This is a genomic window from Serratia sp. H1w, assembly GCF_000633355.1.
GTDB lineage: Bacteria > Pseudomonadota > Gammaproteobacteria > Enterobacterales > Enterobacteriaceae > Chania.
The window spans coordinates 1-22,316 of the sequence record NZ_AYMQ01000078.1; the positions used below are offsets into that span (position 1 = coordinate 1).

Genomic DNA, 22,316 nt, shown 5'->3' on the forward strand with positions numbered 1-22,316 from the left:
TCAATGATCACGGGTATATATCACCTATTCCCTAGTTTGGGTTGGTATGATCTCCGCTTCCATCATCGGCATGCCAGCTTTTATTAACAATCGGTTGACTCGTTTTCTTGGCAAGGCCAGCTACAGCATTTATCTGATGCATGGCATTGTGCTTTATTTGATGAAAGCCATGGGTATGTACCAATGGATTGGCACACTGACCGTTTCTGGGCCGATGAAGTTTCTCATCTCGTTTACGATAACTGCATCTGTAACGGTGGGTGTCTCCTGGCTTTCTTATAAATTTATTGAAAAACCAGGTATTGACCTAGGGAAACGGTTTATAGCAAAAAAGGCTGCCTTTGCGCTGCAACCAGAAAAACTGTAGAGCATGTTGTTGTCGGTAGACTTACCCGCGCCTTAGCTAGTGAGCGATGAAATTTCCATCCCTAATAACCAATTATGTGACCTATCGCACCAATCACTACCCAGTGGACACAATCCTGAGTTAACATGTTGGCCACATCAAAAACCTGTTGGCCAAGAGCCGTGATACAGGTGTCATCCTCAGACAGGAGTTCCTAATGTCCAAACAGCAAATCGGCGTTGTCGGCATGGCGGTGATGGGCCGCAATCTGGCGTTAAACATCGAAAGCCGTGGCTATACCGTTTCTATCTTTAACCGTTCAGGCGACAAGACTGACGAAGTTATTGCAGAGAACCCGGGCAAAAACCTGGCACCGTTCTACACCGTCGAAGAGTTTGTCGCCTCGCTGGAAACCCCGCGTCGCATCTTGCTGATGGTTAAAGCGGGCGAAGCGACGGACAAAACCATTGCTTCTCTGACTCCGCACCTGGATAAAGGCGATATCCTGATCGACGGTGGCAACACCTACTATCAAGACACCATTCGTCGTAACCGTGAGCTGTCTGCTCAGGGCTTCAACTTCATTGGTACCGGCGTTTCCGGTGGCGAAGAAGGGGCGCTGGAAGGGCCTTCAATCATGCCTGGCGGCCAGAAAGAAGCTTATGAGCTGGTAGCCCCAATTCTGAAGAAAATCGCTGCTGTGGCCGAAGGCGAGCCTTGCGTAGCTTATATCGGTGCCGATGGCGCTGGTCACTACGTGAAAATGGTGCACAACGGTATCGAGTATGGCGATATGCAGCTGATCGCAGAAGCTTACTCCTTGCTGAAGCAGGCGCTGAATCTGAGCAACGAACAGCTGGCTGAAACCTTTGCCGAGTGGAACAAAGGTGAACTGAACAGCTATCTGATCGACATCACCAAAGACATCTTCACCAAGAAAGACGAAGAGGGTAAATACCTGGTTGATGTTATCCTCGATGAAGCGGCCAACAAAGGCACCGGCAAATGGACCAGCCAGAGCTCACTGGATCTGGGCGAGCCACTGTCGCTGATCACCGAATCGGTGTTTGCACGCTACCTGTCTTCGTTGAAAGACCAGCGCGTAGCAGCTTCTAAAGTGCTGACCGGCCCGAAAGTGGCTGCCTTCAGCGGCGAGCAAGCCGAGTTCGTAGAGAAAGTTCGTCGCGCTCTGTATCTGGGCAAGATTGTTTCCTATGCGCAGGGCTTCTCTCAGTTGAAAGCCGCTTCCAAAGAAAACAATTGGGATCTGAACTACGGTGAGATTGCCAAAATCTTCCGTGCAGGTTGCATCATCCGCGCCCAATTCCTGCAGAAGATCACCGATGCCTACGCTGAAAATGCTGACATTGCTAACCTGCTGCTGGCACCTTACTTCAAGCAAATCGCCGATGAGTATCAGCAGGCGCTGCGTGACGTGGTTTCCTATGCGGTGCAGAACGGCATCCCAACGCCAACCTTCTCCGCAGCCGTTGCGTACTACGATAGCTACCGTTCTGCGGTACTGCCTGCCAACCTGATCCAGGCGCAGCGTGACTACTTCGGTGCTCACACCTATAAGCGAATCGACAAAGAAGGCGTGTTCCATACCGAATGGATGGAATAATCCCGTACGTTGAACGATTAAAAAAGCCGTCAAGGTTAACGCCGGGCGGCTTTTTTGTGACCTGTCTTGAATAGCGTTGACACGTTTCTGACCTAAAATTCGGATAACATGATGATGACAGAATTCAAACGTACCCAGCGTGATTATCCTCTATCCTTTAAAATAGCCATCGTTGAGCAGGTCGAAAAAGGCGTGATGACCTAAAAACAGGCCTAACTGCGATATGGTATTTAGGGGCGCTCAACTGTTCTTGTCTGGCTGCGTAAATATGGCTGGCTTGAATAACTCCCGGACTTCCTGACCTGGTGAAGAGGAAACTGCCTGTGCCCCAGACAAATATCCCACTCACACCAGAACAAAGAACTAACAGCTTGAGCTTGCGAACCAGAAAGCTGAGTTTTTTGAATCTGTTATCAACGTTCTGAAAAATGATTACGAGGTGAGTGGCGTAAAAAAGCGGCCCGGCAAGTCCTCACGCAAAGCCAGATCTCAAAAGTAACCGTTACCCGCGCATGCCAGTTCCTGGGACTCCGCAGACAGGCGTGGTATCAGGACAACGCAAGGTAAAAATAAACGACAGGAACATAATACGCAAATTCTTGATTTTGTTGCTCGTATCCGGTGCAGTTAACCACGCATCGGTACGCGTAAACTGCACTATTTGCTCAACAGCCAAGCCGATTAAATGCTGAATATCGGGCGGGACCGCCTGTTTAACCTGCTGGATAAACATCGGCTCTTGGTACCAGTGAAATGGATATATCACAAAATCACTAACAGCCATCATCGCTTTTATCGGCACCCTAATTTGCTGAAGCCCGGCCCCGGGCAGGTTAACGGATCGCTGTGGGGGGGGGACACAACAGCAGTTGGACCGCGTAGGAGTTGTGGTTGATGCGCCAAGGTATCCGGGTGGGTCATTCTCAACCTAGAGACCCAAATTGCGAACGTGAGCTGCGGAGATATTTGAGGAATATACAACCATACCATCTACCTAAGCATACGGCACGATATAATGTAAAGATTGGTGGATTAGATAGATGGCAGCGTGGCTTTATATGATGGCCGGGGATATTCTCCCGGCATATCTCACTGCTCTTAGCAACTCACAAGCTTGAGTGAATGGATTGTAAATTTTTCGCCATTACCTATATTGTCGGCATTGAAACGTAAGCGGAGGTAAAAGGCGCTCTTCGGTATCGACCACATAGTCCCCGAACTGCCTCGCTGGTCAACTGCACCTATGGGGATCGATGTATTGCCATTGATCGAATGGTCCGTGATCAGCCCTACCGTCGAAAGCGCATTGTTACTCGCGCTTCTTGCCAACTGGTTACAGATAAGTTTTTGCACAAACACCGGGCTTAGGACGGAGGCATTCGAGCCAAACCATTCAACACCGATATTCGTGTGGCCGGTGATTGGAATGAAGAAATCCAACCCCTTACTACCACCTGAGTTGACAGAAGAGGTGAGCGTGATAGAACCGTCAGCGTTGATCACTGATGAAAGCCCTGTTCCGGTTACGACATATTCGACTGACGATACACCGGGAACGACTAACGATCCGTCAGTATCGTAAAGCGCCATAGCCTTGGCTGCTTCGTTCGTCAGGTTAACGTTAGTTTTCAGGTAAGGCATGTTTGAAAACACGCAGGACGAAATATTGACACCGTCAGATATGATATCGATATCTCTCATAGTCACTTGGTTGGGCGCGAATTGCTTGAACAAATTAAACGGCGTCTTTGTGTTCAGCCGGATTGCAGCAAGACCACTAACTACTGCGTGGGCGTTCGCGCCTTTAAACTCAATAAAAGGCAGCGTTCGCGCGGAGAACTCTATATGGCTGTTGATCTCAATAAAGCCACGAGTGATTATTGCGGCACCTTCACAGTAGTCCATCGAGCCTTTATGCCAATAGATTTTCCCGTCAGGGTTATCAAGCAAGAACACATACCCGCCGTTCTGGAAAATACAGCTGTCAAACGAGAAGCGCTCATAGGTATCAGGCTGAACCGTTATGTTCATCCAGTGGTTGCAACTGTTGCATCCACTTGCATACCATGACCAACCCCACCCTCCTGTTCCGTTTGTGTATACGGTGCCAAACCCCTTGAACTGGCAGTTAAACACCGTTTGAAGAGCTGCTGGATTATTGTTCGCATCCCCTTTTTTATTCACGCCGTAGAAAAGATTCACAGTACGTTCTTCTGAAACGAACATGATGTCTCTAAACAAGGGCGTGGTTTTATTTGAGTAAGATGCCAGTGGTGTGCCAACCGTGTTTGTAAGGACGAACGCATACCCAGAAGGGTACGAACCTTTTGAGTTCACATAGATTGTCCCCGGGCCGTGTAGGGCTACTTTTGCTGCTTGCATACTGACTGTGCCCGTTATCTTTATGTTTCCGTTCAGGTGCAAAATGGCTTTTGTCGTCACTCCGTGAGCTGTTGTACAAAACTTGGCTGATATATCAAGCATTTGCTGTAGTTCCGAAGTGACGTCTGTTGTGCCAGTTGTATCAACTCCCGACCATTCAACGAGCAGGTCGTGTAGTACTTTACGCTTCCAGCGCTTACCGTTAGACAGAACCACGCATGTAAAACCGTTGTCATCCACCGATGTGGTGTCTGCTGAGTCATAGAAGAAATAACCGCCACCATCATCGCTATCGGATGTGTGAGCCGCCACATCTATTTTCTGACCGTCTGAAGTGGGCACAATCCCTCTCAAAGTTGCGATGTTGCGACACCGGCCGACAAATTTTTGCTCATCTGGTGTGTCGAAGTCGTTAGGGATCTCTTCTCTCAACCGGTAGTAAGGCTGGTCTGGCTCGAATTTCAAGACGTTAGGAAAGTAGAACTGCTGAACGTTGTAAGCATCGTAAACGGCCATTGAGTGGCCTTCAATGGTCAAAAACTTGGCGATCTGACCATTGTAAATAGGGAAGCCACCCGTATTCAGATTGATGGGCTGGGTCACAGGAACTGCCGTGTCATCTTCATTATAGATATAAACCTGGATCTGGTTTTCGGGGATGGTTGGGTTGGTGTCAATTTTACCGACATAGACACGACCGTTGGCCGCTGCCTTAAATGATTGAGCTAAAGTGAATAGTTGTGAAGGCATCGAGACGACAACGTTAGGAGTGATTTCGGACATGGGACCACTCTTGTACTTTGCCCAAGCAGCAGATGCAACGGTACTTCCCCCTATAAAGGATAAAAAGCCTTTAATCAATTGTCTGCGATCCATATTTACCCCTGTCAAGTATCAGCAAGAACAATATAGTTACTGGGCATGGTTTTGAATGAGATTAGTGTTAAAAGTTATGAATCTTGGGCTAAAAGCTTACAAGACACGGCTTGCGGTGGTGTGTATTCAAGGAGTTGTCAAATCATGATGGTCTATTGTTTGTAAAGCACCCCGTGAGGTGATAACGGGGTCTTCAAGTTACTTGCGTTGAGAAAACAGCTCTTTGGCCACGAGTCATTGCCGCCTTTGCCATTCACTGCGGTGGCTACCCTCTGATCATCGGATGTCGCAACATACAACTTTCTTAACTTAGATAATGTTTGGCCCTTGAATGGGCTTCTATCTTTCTAAATGTCGTGTCGATTTGTTTACGTGTGTTTTTGAGCAACGTATACCTTGGAGTGCTGCTTTTTTGCCAAATTTGCAAAAATTATCCTCTTTCTTAATCAGAGGCTCCCCTGAGCACCAGATCTTTTGCCTTACTTCTCAGTATTGAGATAGTGTCCGTGGCTAAGGATAGCGCTCTGGCAGATATTATGTTCGTATTTCCTCGAAGGTAGCATCTGATGTTTCTGGTTAAATCGTCAATGTTTTTTATGGAATCTGTTTTAAACTTATCCGATAGCCCTACGTTGCTAGATGTTCCGCCAGCAACCTAGATTAGTTTTGAACAGGGAATTTATCACAACGTGCTCTTACGCTGCGAGTTTGCATACTGAATCTATTCAGCCTGATAAGTGGTTTTTTAGATAAATTAAGAGGCCGCAGTTAATCTCCCAAACTCAGGCATTAGGCGGCATCAATAGTGTTTTGATTTGGTCTTACCTCTTCGGCTGCCCGATAGGTTCGCGGTGTTACATTTATCACCTGTCCGACCGCAGATCCAAAGAAATTAGGAAATTATGAGTAAAACAGCTATTCCATTGCAATCAAACGCACTTGTTGACCTGAAACTCATCATATCAGGTACTGGTTTTGGCACGACCTTCATTTGAGCACTGCGCTAGACTAGCCCCCTCTCTTTTTTTGGGGAGAGGGCTTAGGATGATCAGTTGTGTTTAAAGTCAACGGGTGATGATTAATTTGTCACTCATTTTTATTATCCCGCAGCATCGCATTCAGGATGGTTAGCAGTTTTCTCCAACAAGTTGTCGCCGTCACTTTGAACGTTTTTCCCCGCTCTGTCAGGTGCTCGTAGAACTTGAGGATTGTCGGGTTGTATCAGCATTGCTGACAAGGTCGTCATGTACAGCGCTGAACGCACCTCACTTAGCATTCCTCAGATACTTCGCTTTCCTTTCCCACTGTCGTAAGAATAAGGACATACACCAACCAGTACACCTATCTTGTGCCGATTCAGTGTCCCAAATTCTTGCAATATCGTAAGAAGCATTACCCTTGTCATTGGCGCGTTACCTTTTACTTTCTCCAACAGCGTCGCCTTTTTCCGCCATAACTGCATCACTTTTATTTGCCTGTCGATGTACTCATCCTCATCCCGGATTTCAGTAGTCAGCCAGTCTATATGCCGTTTAATACACGCTGACGCTACCACGTCATCGCAGCTTTTATAGCGGTTTATCTCCATCCTCGACCAGTTGGCGACGACGGGTCACCATTCCAGCCAGGCACTGAGTTTGTTCATCGGGGGGAGGACGAGCTTCCAGTTCCATTCTTCGGCTAAACTCGTAGATGGCACGTGCATCATTTGGGGCTGTTTTGTACAGGGTATCTAGCGCACGAGCGAAGTTTTTCACCTGACGTGAACTGGCCACCGCCAACTCCAGTGGGGCAGTCAGCAGTGAGTGATATCGGCCAGTTGCCTCTATCACGACAAACTTCAGGACTATGGCAGAGAGCGAACTCAGCAACTGCTGATGGTCTTCAGGTGTGTTATTCAGATGCAGAAGTTGACGAGTTGAATTGATGTATACATCAAAGGTGTCTTTGGCAATGCCGATACTGACAGTTGTATATTCAGTCATTTCAAGTTTGCCGGCCTTGTAAGATACGGGCTGGTTGTTCGGGTTAACAGGAAAACTGACGCCACGCGATAAGCTTCCCCGTGGGCTTGTTGTTCCCGAGGGGAAACGGACTATGACTCTGTTAAAGTCTACCCGCCATTAGACGGGTAATTAAAGAGCCTTTAAACATTCAAGGGGGCTAGTTTGTGCTTTTATTGCTTTGGGAACATCATTTTTTTTCGTGCCGCTCGCGCAGGCGACCAATCACCGTACTCAAATCCAGCTCCTGATCCTGCAACAACACCAGCAGGTGGTAGATCAGGTCGGAAGCTTCGTTGGTCAGCTCTTCGCGATCGTTCACCGTGGCGGCCAGGGCGGTTTCTACACCTTCCTCGCCAACCTTTTGTGCGATGCGCTTGGTACCGCTGGCATACAGCTTGGCGGTGTACGAGCTATCCGGGCTGGCGGTTTTGCGCGAGGCCAGCAATTGCTCCAACTGGTACAGGAAGCCCCAGTCGCTGCTTGCCGGGTGGAAGCAACTGTCGTTGCCCAAATGGCAGGTGGGGCCGATCGGGTTGGCCAGGATCAGCAAGGTATCGTTATCGCAGTCTGGCGTGATGCTGACTACGTTCAGGAAATTGCCAGAGCTTTCTCCTTTGGTCCACAGGCGCTGTTTGGTGCGTGAAAAGAACGTCACTTTGCCTGTTTGCTCGGTGACTTCCAGGGCTGCCTGATCCATATAGCCGAGCATCAATACTTCGCCGGAAACGGCATGCTGTACGATCGCTGGCATCAGGTTGTCGGTTTTTTCCCAGTCCAGTTTAGCTTTCTGTTGTTCTGTTAACACACGCGTATCTCCACGCCATTCTCTGCCAAGAACCGTTTCAGTTCGCCGATATTAATGATTTGCTTATGGAACACCGAAGCCGCAAGCGCGCCGTCAACGTCGGCATCGCGGAAGGCTTCCAGGAAGTGTTCCATGGTGCCGGCCCCGCCGGAGGCGATCAGTGGCACCTTGCACACTTCACGTACCCGCTTCAACTGTTCCAGGTCGTAACCATTGCGTACGCCGTCCTGGTTCATCATGTTGAGCACAATCTCCCCAGCCCCGCGTTTTTGCACTTCCTGCACCCAATCGAGGGTTTGCCACTCGGTTACACGGGTGCGGCTCTCATCCCCGGTATATTGGTTGACGTGGTATTTGCCGGTTGCGGCTTCATACCAGGTGTCGATCCCGACCACGATGCACTGCACGCCAAAGCGATCTGCCAGGCGGCTGATCAGCGTGGGATCGGCCAGAGCAGGGGAGTTGATAGAGATCTTGTCCGCACCAAAGGAGAGGATCTGGCTGGCGTCTTCGGCACTCTTGATGCCACCCGCCACGCAGAACGGAATATCGATCACTTCCGCCACGCGCGATACCCAGCTTTTATCCACCACGCGGCCATCGCTGGAGGCGGTGATATCGTAAAATACCAGTTCGTCGGCGCCTTCCTGCGCGTAGCGCTGGGCCAGCGGCACGATATCACCAATGATTTCGTGGTTACGGAACTGCACGCCCTTGACCACTTGCCCGTCCTTGACGTCCAGACAAGGGATTATCCGTTTTGCCAGCATGCGATAGCCTCCTCAACGCTGAATTTACCATCCAACAGGGCGCGCCCGACGATCACCCCTTCCACACCACTGCCGCGCAACTGAGCGATATCGTCCAGGTTGCCGATGCCGCCAGAAGCCTGGAAGGCAATCTGCGGATAGCGTTGGCAGACTTCCTGATACAACCCCACGTTGGAACCTTTCAGCGTACCGTCGCGTGAGATGTCGGTGCACAGCACGTGTTTCAGACCGAATGGCAGATACTGTTCAACTACCTGTTCCAGCGTAGCCTCCGAGTTTTCCTGCCAACCGCTGATAGCCACGTTCTTACGGCCGGTGTCATCGATACGTACGTCCAGCGCCAGCACCATGGCATCGGCACCGTAGCGTTCGAACCAGCCTTGCACCATTTCTGGCTGCTTGACTGCGGTGGAGCCGATGACCACGCGCGTAGCGCCAGCTTCCAGCAGTGCCGCAACGTCTTGTTCGTTACGGATGCCGCCGCCTACCTGTACCGGCACGCTTACACCGGCCAGCAGTTTACGCAGCAGTGGGATCTGGCGGGCCGCAGGGTCTTTGGCCCCGGTCAGATCAACCAGGTGTAAAACTTGCGCTCCTTGTTGCTGATAGTCTTGCAGACGCAGCAGCGGATCGTTGCCGTAGTCGCGCTGTTGGCCGTAATCGCCCTGATGCAGGCGCACTACGTTACCGTCGATCAAATCCAAAGCGGGAATAATCATGCTGCCTACATCTCCAGAAAGTTCTTCAACAGTTGCGCCCCGGCGTTGCCAGATCGCTCTGGATGAAACTGCACGCCAAAGAAGTTGTCTTTTTGTACGGCGGCGGTGAAGGGCTCGCCGTAGTTCGCCTGAGCGATGGTGCTTGAGCATATCGGCATCGCATAACTGTGAACGAAGTAAAAGTAAGCACCATCCTCGATGCCGCGGAACAGATGATCGCCGGCCTGCGCCGTAACCTGGTTCCAGCCCATATGGGGCAAAGGCAGGCCAAAATCGGTCATCTGTTTGACCGGAGTATCGATAATCCCTAGCGTTTTGATACCCCCATTTTCTTCACTGCTGGCTGCCAGCAACTGCATACCCAGGCAGATCCCCAGCACGGGCTGGGTACAAGCCTTGATCAGATCGATCAGGTCGCGTTGTTCCAACTGGTCCATCGCTGCCTGTGCAGTGCCAACACCCGGTAGGAACAGTTTGTCGGCGCGCAGCACGATCTCCGGATCGCGGCTCACCTGCGGCTGATAGCCCAGGCGCTGTACCGCATAGTTGACCGAGGCGAGGTTGGCGCAGCCGGTGTCCAGGATCACCACGTTCATTACAGCACCCCTTTCGAGCTAGGCAGCGTATTGCCCTCAACGCGGATCGCCTGGCGCAGCGTGCGGCCAAACACCTTGAACAGACTTTCGACACGGTGATGGTCGTTTTTACCTTTGGTGCGCAGGTGCAGGGTGCAGCCCATGGTGTAAGACAGCGAGCGGAAGAAGTGCTCGATCATCTCGGTGCTGAGATCGCCAACGCGCTGGTAGTTGAACTCGGCTTTGTATTCCAGATGCGGGCGGCCGGAGATATCCAGCGCACAGCGGGCCAGGCATTCATCCATCGGCAGCACGAAGCCAAAGCGTGCGATACCGCGTTTGTCGCCCAGGGCTTTACTCAGCGCTTCACCCAACGCCAAGCCGGTGTCTTCCACCGTGTGGTGATCGTCGATGTACAGATCACCGTTGACCTGAATATCCATGCGGAAGCCGCCGTGGGTGGCGATTTGGTCCAGCATGTGGTCGAAGAAGCCGACGCCGGTCTTGATCTTGCTACCACCTTCACGATCCAGCCAGACCTTGACGTCAATCTGCGTCTCTTTGGTCACGCGGTTAACGTGCGCGTAGCGATCGCGTTTGGTCAGTTGTTGGGTGATGGCTTGCCAGCCCAGCGTCTGGCGCTGATACAGCAATCCCTGGATCCCCATATTGGCGGCCAGTTGGATATCGGTTTGACGATCGCCAATCACATAGCTGTTAGCCACGTCCATCACGCCTGGTTCCAGATAGCCTTTAACCATGGCGACCTTCGGCTTGCGACATTCGCAGTGGTCTTCCGGCTTGTGTGGGCAGATCAGGATATCGTCGAATTTGACGCCCTGCGAACTGAGGATCTGCATCATCAGGTTGTGCGGCGGATCGAAGGTTTCCTGTGGGAAACTGGCGGTGCCGAGGCCGTCCTGATTGGTGATCATCACCAGGGTGAAACCGGCTTGCTGCAAGGCCAGCAGGGAGGGGATCACATCCGGCTCCAGCGCCAGCTTGTCCAGGCGGTCGACCTGGAAGTCTTCCGGTGGTTCAGCAATCAGCGTGCCGTCACGGTCAATAAAGAGATATTTTTGGCTCACGTTGGCTCCTATGCGCCGGGCAGAGTATTGAGTGCGTCAACGACGCGCTGGCATTCGTTACGGGTGCCGATGGTGATCCGCAGGCAACCGGACAGGCCAGGCTGTTTATTTTGGTCTCGTAAGATAATGCCCTGATCCCATAAGGTTTTAAAGACATGACTTGAGGCGGTAAAGCGTACCAGCAGGTAATTGCTGTCGCTGGTGAAGACTTGTTCCACGCAGGCACAGTCCTGTAACGCCTGTTGTAGCCAGCTACGGTTGGCGGCAATCTCAGTAACGCGCTGGCGCATAACGCGGATCCCCTCGGTGCTTAGCGCCTGAGCGGCGATATCGGCTACCGGAGTGGAGAGCGGATACGGGGCAATCACTTTCATCAGCAAGGCGATCACATCTTCATTAGCCAGGGTAAAGCCACAACGCAGGCCTGCCAGAGCAAAGGCTTTGGACAGCGTGCGTAATACCACCAGGTGCGGGTAGTCACTCAGCCAACCAGCCACTGACGCCTGCGGGCAGAACTCGATATAGGCTTCGTCAATCGCCACGATGGCTTTGTCTTTGGCCATATCCAGCAGTGCGCGCAAATCGTCGGGATCCAACAGGTTGCCGGTCGGGTTATTGGGGCTACAGGCGTAAATCAGCTTAACGTTATCCAGGCTGGCGGCAATCGCTGGTAGATCGAGTTGCCAATCTTCTTTAGCTTCGACCGTGCGGCGTTCTACGCCAAAGGTTTCGGCGCTGACGGCATACATGCCGTAAGTCGGTGGGCAAAACAGGATGGTGTCTTGGCCCGGCTCGCAAAAGGCACGGATCAGCAGTTCGATACCTTCATCTGCCCCACGGCTGACTAACACCTGCTCTTTATTCACCCCGGCGTAAGCGGCGTAGCGCTCAATCACCAACGCAGGCTGGCATTCCGGGTAGCGGTTAAAGGTCTGGGCAGTCAGCTGGAACTCTGGCGCTACCGGGTATTCGTTGGCATTCAACCAGACGTCACCTTTGCCACCAAGGCGGCGAGCCGACTGATAGGGGGTTAGCTCGCGCACGTTTTTACGTGCCAATTCTTCGATGCTCATGCTTGCTCCTTCAGTGCGGCGACGCGTAAGGTCACGGCGTTTTTGTGGGCGACCAACTGTTCGGCGGCAGCCAGGATCTCAATGGTCGGGGCCAGGGTCATAAAGCCTTGTGGCGTCAGCTCCTGTACCGTCATGCGCTTTTGGAAATCCGCCAGCCCCAGGCTGGAACAGGTGGCGGTATATCCGTAGGTTGGCAGCACGTGGTTGGTGCCGGAGGCGTAATCTCCGGCAGATTCCGGCGACCAGTCACCGAGGAACACCGAACCGGCGCTGGTGATGCTGTCTACCAGATCGCGTGCACTGCGGGTCTGAATTATCAGGTGCTCAGGCCCATACTGGTTGCTGATCGCGACACATTCGGCCAAATCCTGCGCCACTATCAGGCGGCTGCTGGCCAGCGCCTGGCGAGCGGTTTCTGCACGTGGCAGTTGCGCCAATTGTTGCTCAACGGCTACCGAGACCGCTTCGGCCATCGCGGCGTCTGGCGTTAACAGAATGACCTGCGAGTCTGGGCCATGTTCGGCTTGGGACAGCAGGTCCGAGGCGACAAACGCCGGGGTCGCACCGCTGTCGGCAATCACCAGCACTTCGGAAGGTCCGGCGGGCATGTCGATGGCCGCACCGTCCAACCGTTGGCTGATTTGACGTTTGGCCTCGGTCACGAAGGCATTGCCCGGCCCGAAGATTTTAGCCACTCGCGGCACTGAATCCGTGCCAAACGCCATGGCAGCAATCGCCTGTGCGCCGCCGACCTGGAACACTTCCTGTACGCCACAGAGTTTGGCAGCATACAGGATCTCATCGGCAATCGGCGGTGGAGAACATAGCACCACGCGGCGGCAGCCGGCGATACGTGCCGGGGTGGCCAACATCAATACCGTAGAAAATAGCGGCGCGGAACCGCCAGGGATATACAGACCCACTGAATCGATAGGGCGGGTCACCTGTTGGCAACGTACGCCAGGCAGGGTTTCGACATCTACCGCTGGCAAGATTTGTGCGTTGTGGAAGGTTTCCACATTGGCTACGGCCACGGCCATTGCCTGCTTGATCTCGTCGCCCAGGCGGGCACAGGCTTGGTCAATCTGCTCTGTCGTCACGCGTAGTGCCGCGACTTCAGTCTTATCAAACTTGGCGCTGTACTCACGTAACGCGCTGTCACCGTTGGCTTTCACGTTGTCGAGGATCTCGCGCACCGTGCGGGTGATGCTGTCCGAAGCGGAAATGGCCGGGCGCATCAACAACTCTGCACGCTGCTCTGCGCTACAACTGGCCCAATTGACGACGGTATTGAAGTTTGGCATGGCGTTACTCCATCATCTTCTCAATTGGCAGCACCAGAATGGAGCTGGCACCCAGGGCTTTGAGCTTTTCCATGGTTTCCCAGAACAGGGTTTCGCTGCTGACCATGTGCATGGCTACGCGATTCTGAGAGCCTGCCAGTGGCAGAATGGTAGGGCGCTCCGCACCCGGCAGCAGTGCGACGATTTCGTCCAGGCGCTCGCTTGGCGCATGCAACATGATGTATTTGGATTCACGCGCCTGGATCACCCCTTGGATGCGGGTCATCAGGCGGTCAATCAGTTGTTGTTTGGCTTCTGGCATTTCGCCGTCACGCTGGATCAGGCAGGCTTTGGAGCGGTAAATCACTTCCACTTCGCGCAGGCCATTGGCTTCCAGCGTAGCACCGGTAGATACCAGGTCACAGATGGCGTCTGCCAGGCCAGCACGTGGGGCCACTTCCACCGAACCGTTCAGCAGGCAGGATTTAAAACGAACGCCTTGTTTGTCGAGGTATTGCTTGAGCAGGTGAGGGTAAGAGGTGGCAATGCGGGAGTCTTGCAGGCTTTGCGGGCCGGAGTATTCGCTATCCAGCGCGGTGGCCAGCGATAGGCGGCAACCCCCAAAGTCCAGGCGGCGTAGCGTGAAATAACGCGGGTCTTCGCCTTGAGCACGACGGTTGAGCAGTTCCTCTTCCAGCACGTTCTCGCCGATGATGCCGAGATCGACTACGCCATCCATCACCAGGCCTGGGATATCGTCATCACGCACCCGCAGGATATCGATCGGCATATTCTCGGCGAAGGCAATCAGGCGTTGCTGTTGCAGGTTAATCTTGATGCCGCAGCGGGCCAGCAGTTCCTGAGACTCATCGCTCAGGCGACCTGATTTCTGCATGGCGATACGTAAACGCGTTTTATCCAACATGGTAACCTCTGTTTAATCTGTAATTTTATGAATTTATTATAAAAATTATCTTTTCTGTCTGTCCGGGGGCAAAAAAAAACCCTCGGAAGATATCTTCCGAGGGCTCTTTCTTGCGTTTAGTTCGTTCTACGCGCCACTGGAAGATTCGAGAATCGTCTTCCAGCACACATCGCCTGAAAGACTAGTCAGGATGATGGTGATGATGGTGGTTGAACTGAACGCGTGTCATGTGCTTTCTCTTAAATTGGGTCAGCCAGTGCTGAGGTGCTAATTAAGCTAAACTATCCGCAGTATCACTTGCAACCCTTTTTTAGGGTTATCAATTTAATTAATTGAAACAGCCTGAATTATTAGCCACGCGCGCTTTACCCAACCTTAAGGTTAACCGATTGTAACCGTCAGCGCAGTGGCGTAGCCTTAAGGTTGTCGAACGCTGCAATCTTCTGAGAGGAAGCTGATGAAAAAAGTCGCCATTGTGGGTTTAGGTTGGTTAGGGATGCCGCTGGCTTTATCGTTGATGGGCCACGGGTATGAGGTCGTTGGCAGCAAAACCACGCCGGATGGGGTTGAAGCCGCGCGGATGAGCGGCATCGAATGTTATCGGTTGGAACTGACTCCATCGTTGATTTGTGAAGCACACGATCTGGAACAACTGTTATATGCGGATGCGTTGGTGATCACTCTGCCAGCCAGCCGCACCGTAGAGGGGAGCGAAAGCTACTTTGATGCCGTGCGTATGTTGGTCGATAGTGCGATGGGGTTTGGTGTCCCGCATATCATCTTTACCAGCTCTACATCGGTTTACGGCGAAACTACCGGCACGGTGCGGGAAGATTCGCCGTTGAAGCCGGTGACATCGGCTGGCCGGGTGTTGCAGGAGTTGGAGCTTTGGCTGCACCAATTGCCCAATACCTCGGTCGATATTTTACGCTTGGCAGGGCTAGTTGGGGGCGATCGTCATCCAGGTCGTTTCCTGGCAGGTAAGGTTGATGTCAAGGGCGGTTCGCAAGGGGTTAATCTGGTGCATCAGGATGATGTGAACGCGGCCATTCAACTGTTGCTGAAGCTGCCGAAAGGCGGGCATACCTATAATATTTGTGCGCCGGGCCATCCGCTCAAACGTGACTTCTACCCGGCTTTCGCCGAACAGTTGCAACTGCAACCCCCGCAGTTTGCACCAGAAGAAGAACAGGAAGGGCGATTGGTGGACGGCAGCCGGATCTGTAACGAACTGGGGTTTGAATATCAGTACCCAGATCCAATGCGGATGCCGATCGGTTAACTAAATCAAACTGTCCCGCCGTCTGCGGGGCAGTTCTTCCCAAAAAAACCTTGCTTTTTTTTACTCTCTCATTTTGATTATTAAACACCACTAAATTATAAGGAAATCAATTTTACACCTTGATATTGATAGTAATAATCTAATCCCTTCATGATCTCCCTCCTGTAATACATCATTTAAACTTATCGTTACATGTGAAAATTGAGTTAATGGAAGTTTGGATTTCCTTCCGCTATTTTCAAATTGTTGCGATAAGTATTAACATGCGCTCTGTTTTTTTCAAAAGGCACTAATCTTTCCAAGCGTCTAATGGCAGTTTTTACATGAATTTTCTTAATAAAAAAAATACCACGGCCTCACCTATCGCCATTTCTACGCTGTTGCCTTGTGCTTTGTTTATGGCGGTAAACGTACAAGCCAGTGATCGGGTAGTGGAACAATCTGACATGGTAGTCACAGCCAAGCGCAGCGGTCTTTCAGAATTGAGTACTCCGGCTGCGGTCAGCGTGCTTAATGGCGATGAACTTCGTCAGGCCAGGCCGCAGATCAATATCTCCGAAGGGCTGGGGAGTGTGCCGGGGCTGCAAATTCAAAATCGCCAGAATTATGCGCAAGATTTGCAACTCTCAATCCGTGGGTTTGGTTCCCGCTCAATGTACGGCGTACGTGGCGTAAGAATTTATGTGGATGGTATTCCTGCCACCATGCCGGATGGTCAAGGGCAAACGTCTAATATCGATCTGAATTCAGTGAACAAGATTGAAGTCTTACGTGGGCCGTTTTCCGCTCTGTATGGCAACGCTTCTGGCGGTGTCATCAATGTTGAGAGCGAAACCGGCCAACAACCGGACAAGATTGAAGTGGGCATGTATAGCGGCAGTGACGGTACCTGGCGCTACGGCATGAAAGCCAGCGGAGCAACCGGCGATGGCACGCACTCCGGTGATGTGAACTATGCCGTCTCTGCAACCCGTTTTACCACCGAAGGGTTCCGCGACCACAGTGGGGCACGTAAGAACTTGGGTAACGCGCGTTTGGGTGTGCGTATTGATGATGTCAGCACGCTGACGTTGTTGTTTAACTCGGTGGATATTAATGCCGACGATCCCGGTGGTTTAACCGAAGCTGAATGGCACGACAATCCGCGCCAGGCACCAAGAGCAGATCAATACAACACGCGTAAAACCATCTAGCAAACCCAGGCCGGGTTGCGCTATGAACGCCAGATGAGCGCCAACGACGATCTGAGCATTATGACTTATGCCGGTGAGCGGGAAACCACGCAGTATCAGTCGATACCCGTAGCCGTACAGCAACGTAGTGAACAACATCCCGGTGGAGTGATCTCGCTGGCGCGTCATTACCAGGGTATAGATACACGCTGGACCCATCGCGGTGAAGTGGTCACATTGCCCTTCAGCGTGACGGGAGGGCTCGACTACGAAACCATGACCGAGCAGCGCAAAGGTTATGAGAATTTCACGGTAGTCAACGGCGTTAACGAATTAGGGACCAAGGGTAATCTACGGCGGGATGAACGCAACCTGATGTGGAATGTGGATCCCTATCTGCAAACCTCTTGGGATCTTACCCAACGTTTGACGTTGGATGCCGGAGTGCGCTTCAGCACCGTCAATTTCGACTCCAACGATCACTATATTATCGGCAGCAACGGCGACGACAGTGGCGACGCCCGCTATCACCAGTGGTTGCCGGTAGGCTCGCTCAACTATGCGTTGACCAAGGGCTGGAATGTGTACGCTTCCGTCGGGCGTGGTTTTGAAACGCCTACCATCAATGAACTCTCTTATCGCCCTGGTGGCGTAGCGGGGCTCAATCTCGGTCTGAAGCCTGCTACCAGCGATACCGTTGAACTGGGAAGCAAAACGCGTATCGGCAATGGCCTGTTCAGCGCGGCGCTATTCCAAACGGATACCAAAAACGAAATTGTTGTCGATGAGAGTAGCAACGGACGCACCAGCTACAAGAACGCGGGGCAAACCCGTCGCCGTGGAGTGGAGTTAGCGCTGGATCAACAATTCAGCTACGACTGGCGTTTGCAATTGGCCTGGACGCTGCTGGATGCCACTTACCGAGATGATGTCTGTGGCGACAGCATCTGTTCTGCCGCCAAGCAGGTGCCGAAGGGCAACCGCCTGCCGGGCATTGCCCGCAATATGGGGTATGCCTCGCTGGCATGGTCACCGCCACAAGGTTGGTTCGCCGGTGCTGAACTGCGCTACATGAGCGATATCCAGGTCAATGACCAGAATTCACAGCAGGCACCGTCCTACACCGTGGCGGCGCTGAATACCGGCTATCGCTATCCGGTAGGGAACTGGCAATTTACCGTTTTTGGCCGGGTGGACAATTTGTTTGATCGCCAGTATGTCGGCTCAGTGATCGTCAACGAAGGCAATGGCCGCTATTTCGAACCGGCTCCAGGCAGAAACTGGGGTGGGGGCATGAGTGTTGCTTACTCGTTTGAGTAGTAAGCAGTAGTACCGCGGGGAATCTTGACCCCCCGTTGAGTTGTTATCTTAGGATGGTTATCTATTACATCAGCAAGTACGCCAAAATTTAGGCGTTGCTAGCGGTGGGAGAAAGTGAATATGGCAAAGACAGGCAATAAACGAAGTATAGGGATTTACTTGATGTGGCTGCTGGGGGGACTGATGGGCATCATCGGGCTCGCGCTGGCAATCGGCGGCGTCTACCTGGCTTCATTGGGAGGGAGCCTCTATTTTGGGCTGATGGGGTTGGCGATGTTGATCGCAGCGGTACTGGTGATCAAACTCAAACCTGTGGGCATATGGCTGTACGCGCTGGCCTTTGTATTAACCCTGATTTGGGCATTGTGGGATGTTGGTCTGGATTTCTGGCCCTTGTTCTCGCGTTTGTTTATGTTCGGCGTGCTGGCCTTCCTGGCCGCGTTGGCCTATCCATGGCTGAAGAAACGTGCCGGTCATCCGGTCCGCGCCTCCATCAGCTATTCTCTGGCAGGGGTGCTGGCGGTTGTGCTAGTAGCCGGATTTGGTTACACCTTTGTGCCTACGCCACTGGTGGCGGCCAAGGAAGATATTCCGGTTAAACCGGTAACTGCCGGCAGTGAGCAGAAAAACTGGGAACATTGGGGCAATACCACCCACGGTGATCGCTTTGCCGCGCTGGATCAAATCAACAAGTCTAACGTCAGCAAGCTGAAGGTTGCGTGGATTGCCCATACTGGCGATATTCCACAAAGCAACGGTTCTGGCGCTGAAGACCAGAATACCCCGCTGCAGATCGGCAATACCCTGTATGTCTGTACCGCTTACGGCAAAGTGTTGTCGTTGGAGGCTGATACTGGCAAAGAGTTGTGGTCCTACGATCCTAAAGCCTCTGCACCCAACTGGCAGCGTTGCCGTGGCCTGGGTTATTACGATAATGCGGCTCAGCCGTCTTCGTCGCCGGTAGTTGCCGCGAACGCTCCGGCCATGTGCGAACGCCGTCTATTCCTGCCAACCATCGATGCGCGTTTGATTGCCATTGATGCCGATACTGGCAAGCCTTGTGCCGATTTTGGTGATAAAGGCATTGTCGATTTGACCGTGGGCATGGGCGAAGTTAAACCGGGTTATTACCAGCAAACCTCAACCCCGTTGGTGGCGGGTAACCTGGTGGTAGTCGGTGGCCGCGTGGCGGATAACTTTTCTACCGGCGAACCTCCTGGTGTGGTGCGTGCTTATGATGTGCATACTGGTGAACTTGCCTGGGCATGGGATCCGGGTAATCCGGCCATTACCAAACTGCCACCAGCGGGTGAAACCTATACGCGCGGTACGCCGAACGTGTGGTCCGCAATGTCTTACGACGCCAAACTGAATCTGATCTATCTGCCAACCGGCAACGCTACTCCTGACTTCTTTGGCGGTGAGCGTACTGCGTTAGACGATAAATACAGTTCATCAATCGTGGCAGTTGATGCCACCAGCGGCAAAGTGCGTTGGCATTTCCAGACCACGCATCATGACCTGTGGGACTTTGACCTCCCTTCCCAACCGTTACTGTACGATCTGCCTGATGGCAAGGGTGGCACGACACCCGTACTGGTGCAAACCAGTAAGCAGGGCATGATCTTTATGCTCAACCGTGAGAACGGTCAGCCGGTAGCGAAAGTCGAAGAGCGTGAAGTACCGCAGGGCAATGTTCCAGGTGAACGTTATTCCAAAACCCAGCCGTTCTCGGTGGGAATGCCGAATATCGGCAACCAGACTCTGACCGAGTCAGACATGTGGGGCGCCACGCCGCTCGATCAGCTACTGTGCCGTATCGAGTTCAAAGGGATGCGTCACCAGGGCGTCTATACACCGCCGGGTATCGACCGTGCGCTACAATATCCTGGCTCGTTGGGCGGGATGAACTGGGGTAGCGTTTCGGTGGATCCGAACAATGCCATCATGTTTGTTAACGATATGCGCTTGGGGCTGGCCAACTATATGGTGCCACGCAGCAAGGTGCCGACTGGCGCCAGCGGCATCGAAATGGGCTTGGTACCGATGGATGGCACACCGTTTGGTGCGGTGCGTGAACGCTTCCTGTCTCCACTGGGCATTCCTTGTCAGAAACCACCGTTTGGCACCATGTCAGCGGTAGACCTGAAATCGGGCAAGCTGGTGTGGCAGGTTCCGGTAGGTACGGTGCAGGATACGGGGCCGTTGGGCATCAAAATGCGTATGCCGATGGAAGTGGGCATGCCAACGCTGGGTGCCAGCCTGTCAACTCAGTCCGGTCTGCTGTTTTTTGCTGGTACTCAGGATTTTTACCTGCGTGCCTTCGATACGGCAACCGGGAAAGAGATCTGGAAAGAGCGACTGCCGGTGGGTAGCCAATCCGGCCCGATGACCTTTGTGTCGCCGAAGAACGGCAAGCAATACATCATCATCAGTGCTGGTGGTGCTCGTCAGGCTGCAGAGCGGGGTGACTATGTTATTGCCTATGCCCTGCCGGACGACAAGTAACTAGCTGGTAGTTCATCAATAAAAAAGGGGTAAGCACTGGTGCTGACCCCTTTTTTTGTGATCCGCGGTAGCCTAACTCAGACCTTGGAACCCCAGAGATCGTACTCGTCAGCGTTCTCAATCTTCACTTTGACAATGTCGCCAACTTTCACATCAGCTTCACCGTTGAGGTAGACCGCGCCGTCGATTTCCGGTGCGTCCGCCATGCTGCGGCCAATCGCGCCTTCTTCATCCACTTCGTCGATCAACACCAGCACTTCGCGGCCAATCTTGTCCTGCAAGCGTTGGGCGGAGATTTTTTGCTGCAATTGCATGAAGCGGTGGAAGCGTTCTTCCTTCACTTCTTCTGGCACTGGGTCGGCCAGTTCGTTGGCAGCGGCACCTTCTACCGGGCTGAACTTGAAGCAGCCAACGCGATCCAACTTGGCTTCAGTCAGGAAGTCGAGCAGCATCTGGAAGTCTTCTTCGGTTTCCCCTGGGAAGCCAACGATAAAGGTTGAGCGCAGCGTCAGCTCCGGGCAGATCTCGCGCCAGCGTTTGATGCGTTCCAGCGTGCGTTCTACCGCGCCTGGGCGTTTCATCAGCTTGAGGATTTTCGGGCTGGCGTGCTGCAGTGGAATATCCAGATAAGGCAGGATCTTGCCTGCTGCCATCAACGGGATCACGTCATCCACGTGTGGGTAAGGATAAACATAGTGCAGACGCACCCAGGCACCCAGGCTGGAGAGCTGCTCACACAGGCTGACCATGCTGGTTTTTACCGGTTGCCCGTTCCAGAAACCGGTGCGGTGTTTGACATCGACACCGTAGGCCGAGGTGTCTTGTGAGATCACCAACAGCTCTTTCACGCCAGATTCCACCAGGCGTTTGGCTTCATCCAATACGGAACCGATCGGGCGGCTATCCAGATCGCCACGCATCGAAGGGATGATGCAGAAGGTGCAGCGGTGGTTACAGCCTTCGGAAATCTTCAGATAGGCGTAGTGTTTTGGCGTCAGTTTCACGCCCTGCGCCGGGGTCAGGCTGGTAAACGGGTTATGTTCCGGTTTCGGCACATATTGGTGAACGTGGGACAAAACCTGCTCGTAGCTGTGCGGCCCGGTAATTTCCAGGACCTTCGGGTGCACCTCGCGGATTTGGTTTTCCTTGGCACCCAGGCAGCCGGTCACAATCACCTTGCCATTCTCGTTCAAGGCTTCACCGATCGCTTCCAGTGATTCTTGAACGGCGCTGTCGATAAAGCCGCAGGTGTTGACGATCACCAGCTCAGCATCATCATAGCGTGGTACGACCTGGTAACCTTCGTTACGCAGTTCAGTCAGGATCCGTTCAGAATCAACCAGGTTTTTCGGGCAACCTAGTGAGACAAAGCCGACACGGGGGGCTTTTGGGGTCATAGTTTGTGACATAGCTCAATCCAAAGAAGAAAACGGGCGGATTTTACACTTGGGCAACGGGAAATTACACCGTTATATGTGAGCGGTTAAACAAAACGGCTCAATGATTATAGATTATGTTTGCCCGCCCCTCACCCCAACCTTCTCCCTGTACAGACCGGGGAC

General features: G+C 52.7%; 16 protein-coding genes, 2 pseudogenes and 1 other annotated feature. Of the genes and pseudogenes, 6 read left to right on the forward strand and 12 right to left on the reverse strand.

What is annotated here, in order from left to right:
- Positions 1-46 precede the first annotated feature (46 nt).
- The 3 genes and pseudogenes from U869_RS0118565 to U869_RS31520 form a co-directional block, all read left to right on the forward strand.
- Entirely contained in the window at positions 47-367 is a 321-nt protein-coding gene (locus U869_RS0118565) for an acyltransferase (RefSeq protein WP_025122754.1), read from the forward strand.
- A gap of 196 nt (positions 368-563) precedes the next feature.
- A complete protein-coding gene (gndA, locus tag U869_RS0118570; protein ID WP_025122753.1) occupies positions 564-1,970 on the forward strand; it encodes an NADP-dependent phosphogluconate dehydrogenase in 1,407 nt (468 codons plus the stop codon).
- A gap of 111 nt (positions 1,971-2,081) precedes the next feature.
- Positions 2,082-2,856: pseudogene (locus U869_RS31520) on the forward strand (IS3 family transposase); the annotation flags it as partial.
- A gap of 212 nt (positions 2,857-3,068) precedes the next feature.
- Here U869_RS31520 and U869_RS32580 read toward each other — a convergent pair.
- From U869_RS32580 to hisL, 11 genes are all read right to left on the reverse strand, one after another.
- A complete protein-coding gene (locus tag U869_RS32580) occupies positions 3,069-5,135 on the reverse strand; it encodes a phage head-binding domain-containing protein (protein ID WP_232785377.1) in 2,067 nt (688 codons plus the stop codon).
- 1,661 nt (positions 5,136-6,796) lie between these two features.
- Complete coding sequence (locus U869_RS31530; protein WP_025122749.1) at positions 6,797-7,213, reverse strand: IS110 family transposase; 417 nt, start codon at positions 7,211-7,213, stop codon at positions 6,797-6,799.
- A gap of 208 nt (positions 7,214-7,421) precedes the next feature.
- A complete protein-coding gene (gene hisIE / locus U869_RS0118600; protein ID WP_025122748.1) occupies positions 7,422-8,039 on the reverse strand; it encodes a bifunctional phosphoribosyl-AMP cyclohydrolase/phosphoribosyl-ATP diphosphatase HisIE in 618 nt (205 codons plus the stop codon).
- Positions 8,033-8,809: an imidazole glycerol phosphate synthase subunit HisF gene (hisF, locus tag U869_RS0118605; protein ID WP_025122747.1), complete on the reverse strand. Its 777-nt coding sequence runs from the start codon at positions 8,807-8,809 to the stop codon at positions 8,033-8,035. Before hisF ends, hisIE begins: the two co-directional genes overlap by 7 nt.
- Positions 8,791-9,528 (reverse strand): 1-(5-phosphoribosyl)-5-[(5-phosphoribosylamino)methylideneamino]imidazole-4-carboxamide isomerase, encoded by a 738-nt coding sequence (gene hisA / locus U869_RS0118610; RefSeq protein ID WP_025122746.1) that lies wholly within the window; start codon positions 9,526-9,528, stop codon positions 8,791-8,793. The genes hisF and hisA overlap by 19 nt, the downstream gene beginning before the upstream one ends.
- A 5-nt stretch (positions 9,529-9,533) precedes the next feature.
- A complete protein-coding gene (hisH, locus tag U869_RS0118615) occupies positions 9,534-10,124 on the reverse strand; it encodes an imidazole glycerol phosphate synthase subunit HisH (RefSeq protein ID WP_025122745.1) in 591 nt (196 codons plus the stop codon).
- Positions 10,124-11,191 (reverse strand): bifunctional histidinol-phosphatase/imidazoleglycerol-phosphate dehydratase HisB, encoded by a 1,068-nt coding sequence (hisB, locus tag U869_RS0118620; RefSeq protein ID WP_025122744.1) that lies wholly within the window; start codon positions 11,189-11,191, stop codon positions 10,124-10,126. The genes hisH and hisB overlap by 1 nt, the downstream gene beginning before the upstream one ends.
- An 8-nt stretch (positions 11,192-11,199) precedes the next feature.
- The gene (hisC, locus tag U869_RS0118625; protein WP_025122743.1) at positions 11,200-12,264 is read right to left on the reverse strand and encodes a histidinol-phosphate transaminase; all 1,065 of its coding nucleotides are present in this window, start codon (positions 12,262-12,264) and stop codon (positions 11,200-11,202) included.
- Complete coding sequence (gene hisD / locus U869_RS0118630; RefSeq protein WP_025122742.1) at positions 12,261-13,568, reverse strand: histidinol dehydrogenase; 1,308 nt, start codon at positions 13,566-13,568, stop codon at positions 12,261-12,263. Before hisD ends, hisC begins: the two co-directional genes overlap by 4 nt.
- Positions 13,569-13,572: 4 nt before the next feature.
- The gene (gene hisG, locus U869_RS0118635) at positions 13,573-14,472 is read right to left on the reverse strand and encodes an ATP phosphoribosyltransferase (RefSeq protein WP_025122741.1); all 900 of its coding nucleotides are present in this window, start codon (positions 14,470-14,472) and stop codon (positions 13,573-13,575) included.
- A 70-nt stretch (positions 14,473-14,542) separates the two neighbouring features.
- Positions 14,543-14,678, reverse strand: a sequence feature (His leader region).
- The gene (gene hisL / locus U869_RS31910) at positions 14,654-14,701 is read right to left on the reverse strand and encodes a his operon leader peptide (protein ID WP_100396937.1); all 48 of its coding nucleotides are present in this window, start codon (positions 14,699-14,701) and stop codon (positions 14,654-14,656) included. It overlaps the preceding feature by 25 nt.
- 228 nt (positions 14,702-14,929) lie before the next feature.
- Between hisL and U869_RS0118640 the strand changes: the two genes are divergently transcribed.
- From U869_RS0118640 to U869_RS0118650, 3 genes and pseudogenes are all read left to right on the forward strand, one after another.
- Positions 14,930-15,754 carry an SDR family oxidoreductase gene (locus U869_RS0118640; RefSeq protein WP_025122740.1) on the forward strand — a complete coding sequence of 275 codons (825 nt, stop codon included), beginning with the start codon at positions 14,930-14,932 and terminating at the stop codon, positions 15,752-15,754.
- Positions 15,755-16,152: 398 nt separating this feature from the next.
- Positions 16,153-18,246: pseudogene (gene pqqU, locus U869_RS29535) on the forward strand (TonB-dependent receptor PqqU).
- Between the two features lie 120 nt (positions 18,247-18,366).
- Entirely contained in the window at positions 18,367-20,754 is a 2,388-nt protein-coding gene (locus tag U869_RS0118650; RefSeq protein ID WP_025122739.1) for a glucose/quinate/shikimate family membrane-bound PQQ-dependent dehydrogenase, read from the forward strand.
- Positions 20,755-20,831: 77 nt separating this feature from the next.
- Here U869_RS0118650 and rimO read toward each other — a convergent pair whose 3' ends face one another.
- A complete protein-coding gene (rimO, locus tag U869_RS0118655) occupies positions 20,832-22,163 on the reverse strand; it encodes a 30S ribosomal protein S12 methylthiotransferase RimO (protein ID WP_025122738.1) in 1,332 nt (443 codons plus the stop codon).
- Between the last annotated feature and the right edge of the window lie 153 nt (positions 22,164-22,316).

Bases quoted from the DNA above. Each gene is read 5' to 3' on its own strand.
- U869_RS0118565 (WP_025122754.1), top strand. From the start codon at position 47: ATGATCTCCGCTTCCATCATCGGCATGCCAGCTTTTATTAACAATCGG.
- gndA (WP_025122753.1), top strand. From the start codon at position 564: ATGTCCAAACAGCAAATCGGCGTTGTCGGCATGGCGGTGATGGGCCGC.
- U869_RS32580 (WP_232785377.1), bottom strand. From the start codon at position 5,135: ATGTCCGAAATCACTCCTAACGTTGTCGTCTCGATGCCTTCACAACTA.
- U869_RS31530 (WP_025122749.1), bottom strand. From the start codon at position 7,213: ATGACTGAATATACAACTGTCAGTATCGGCATTGCCAAAGACACCTTT.
- hisF (WP_025122747.1), bottom strand. From the start codon at position 8,809: ATGCTGGCAAAACGGATAATCCCTTGTCTGGACGTCAAGGACGGGCAA.
- hisA (WP_025122746.1), bottom strand. From the start codon at position 9,528: ATGATTATTCCCGCTTTGGATTTGATCGACGGTAACGTAGTGCGCCTG.
- hisH (WP_025122745.1), bottom strand. From the start codon at position 10,124: ATGAACGTGGTGATCCTGGACACCGGCTGCGCCAACCTCGCCTCGGTC.
- hisC (WP_025122743.1), bottom strand. From the start codon at position 12,264: ATGAGCATCGAAGAATTGGCACGTAAAAACGTGCGCGAGCTAACCCCC.
- hisD (WP_025122742.1), bottom strand. From the start codon at position 13,568: ATGCCAAACTTCAATACCGTCGTCAATTGGGCCAGTTGTAGCGCAGAG.
- hisG (WP_025122741.1), bottom strand. From the start codon at position 14,472: ATGTTGGATAAAACGCGTTTACGTATCGCCATGCAGAAATCAGGTCGC.
- U869_RS0118640 (WP_025122740.1), top strand. From the start codon at position 14,930: ATGAAAAAAGTCGCCATTGTGGGTTTAGGTTGGTTAGGGATGCCGCTG.
- U869_RS0118650 (WP_025122739.1), top strand. From the start codon at position 18,367: ATGGCAAAGACAGGCAATAAACGAAGTATAGGGATTTACTTGATGTGG.
- rimO (WP_025122738.1), bottom strand. From the start codon at position 22,163: ATGTCACAAACTATGACCCCAAAAGCCCCCCGTGTCGGCTTTGTCTCA.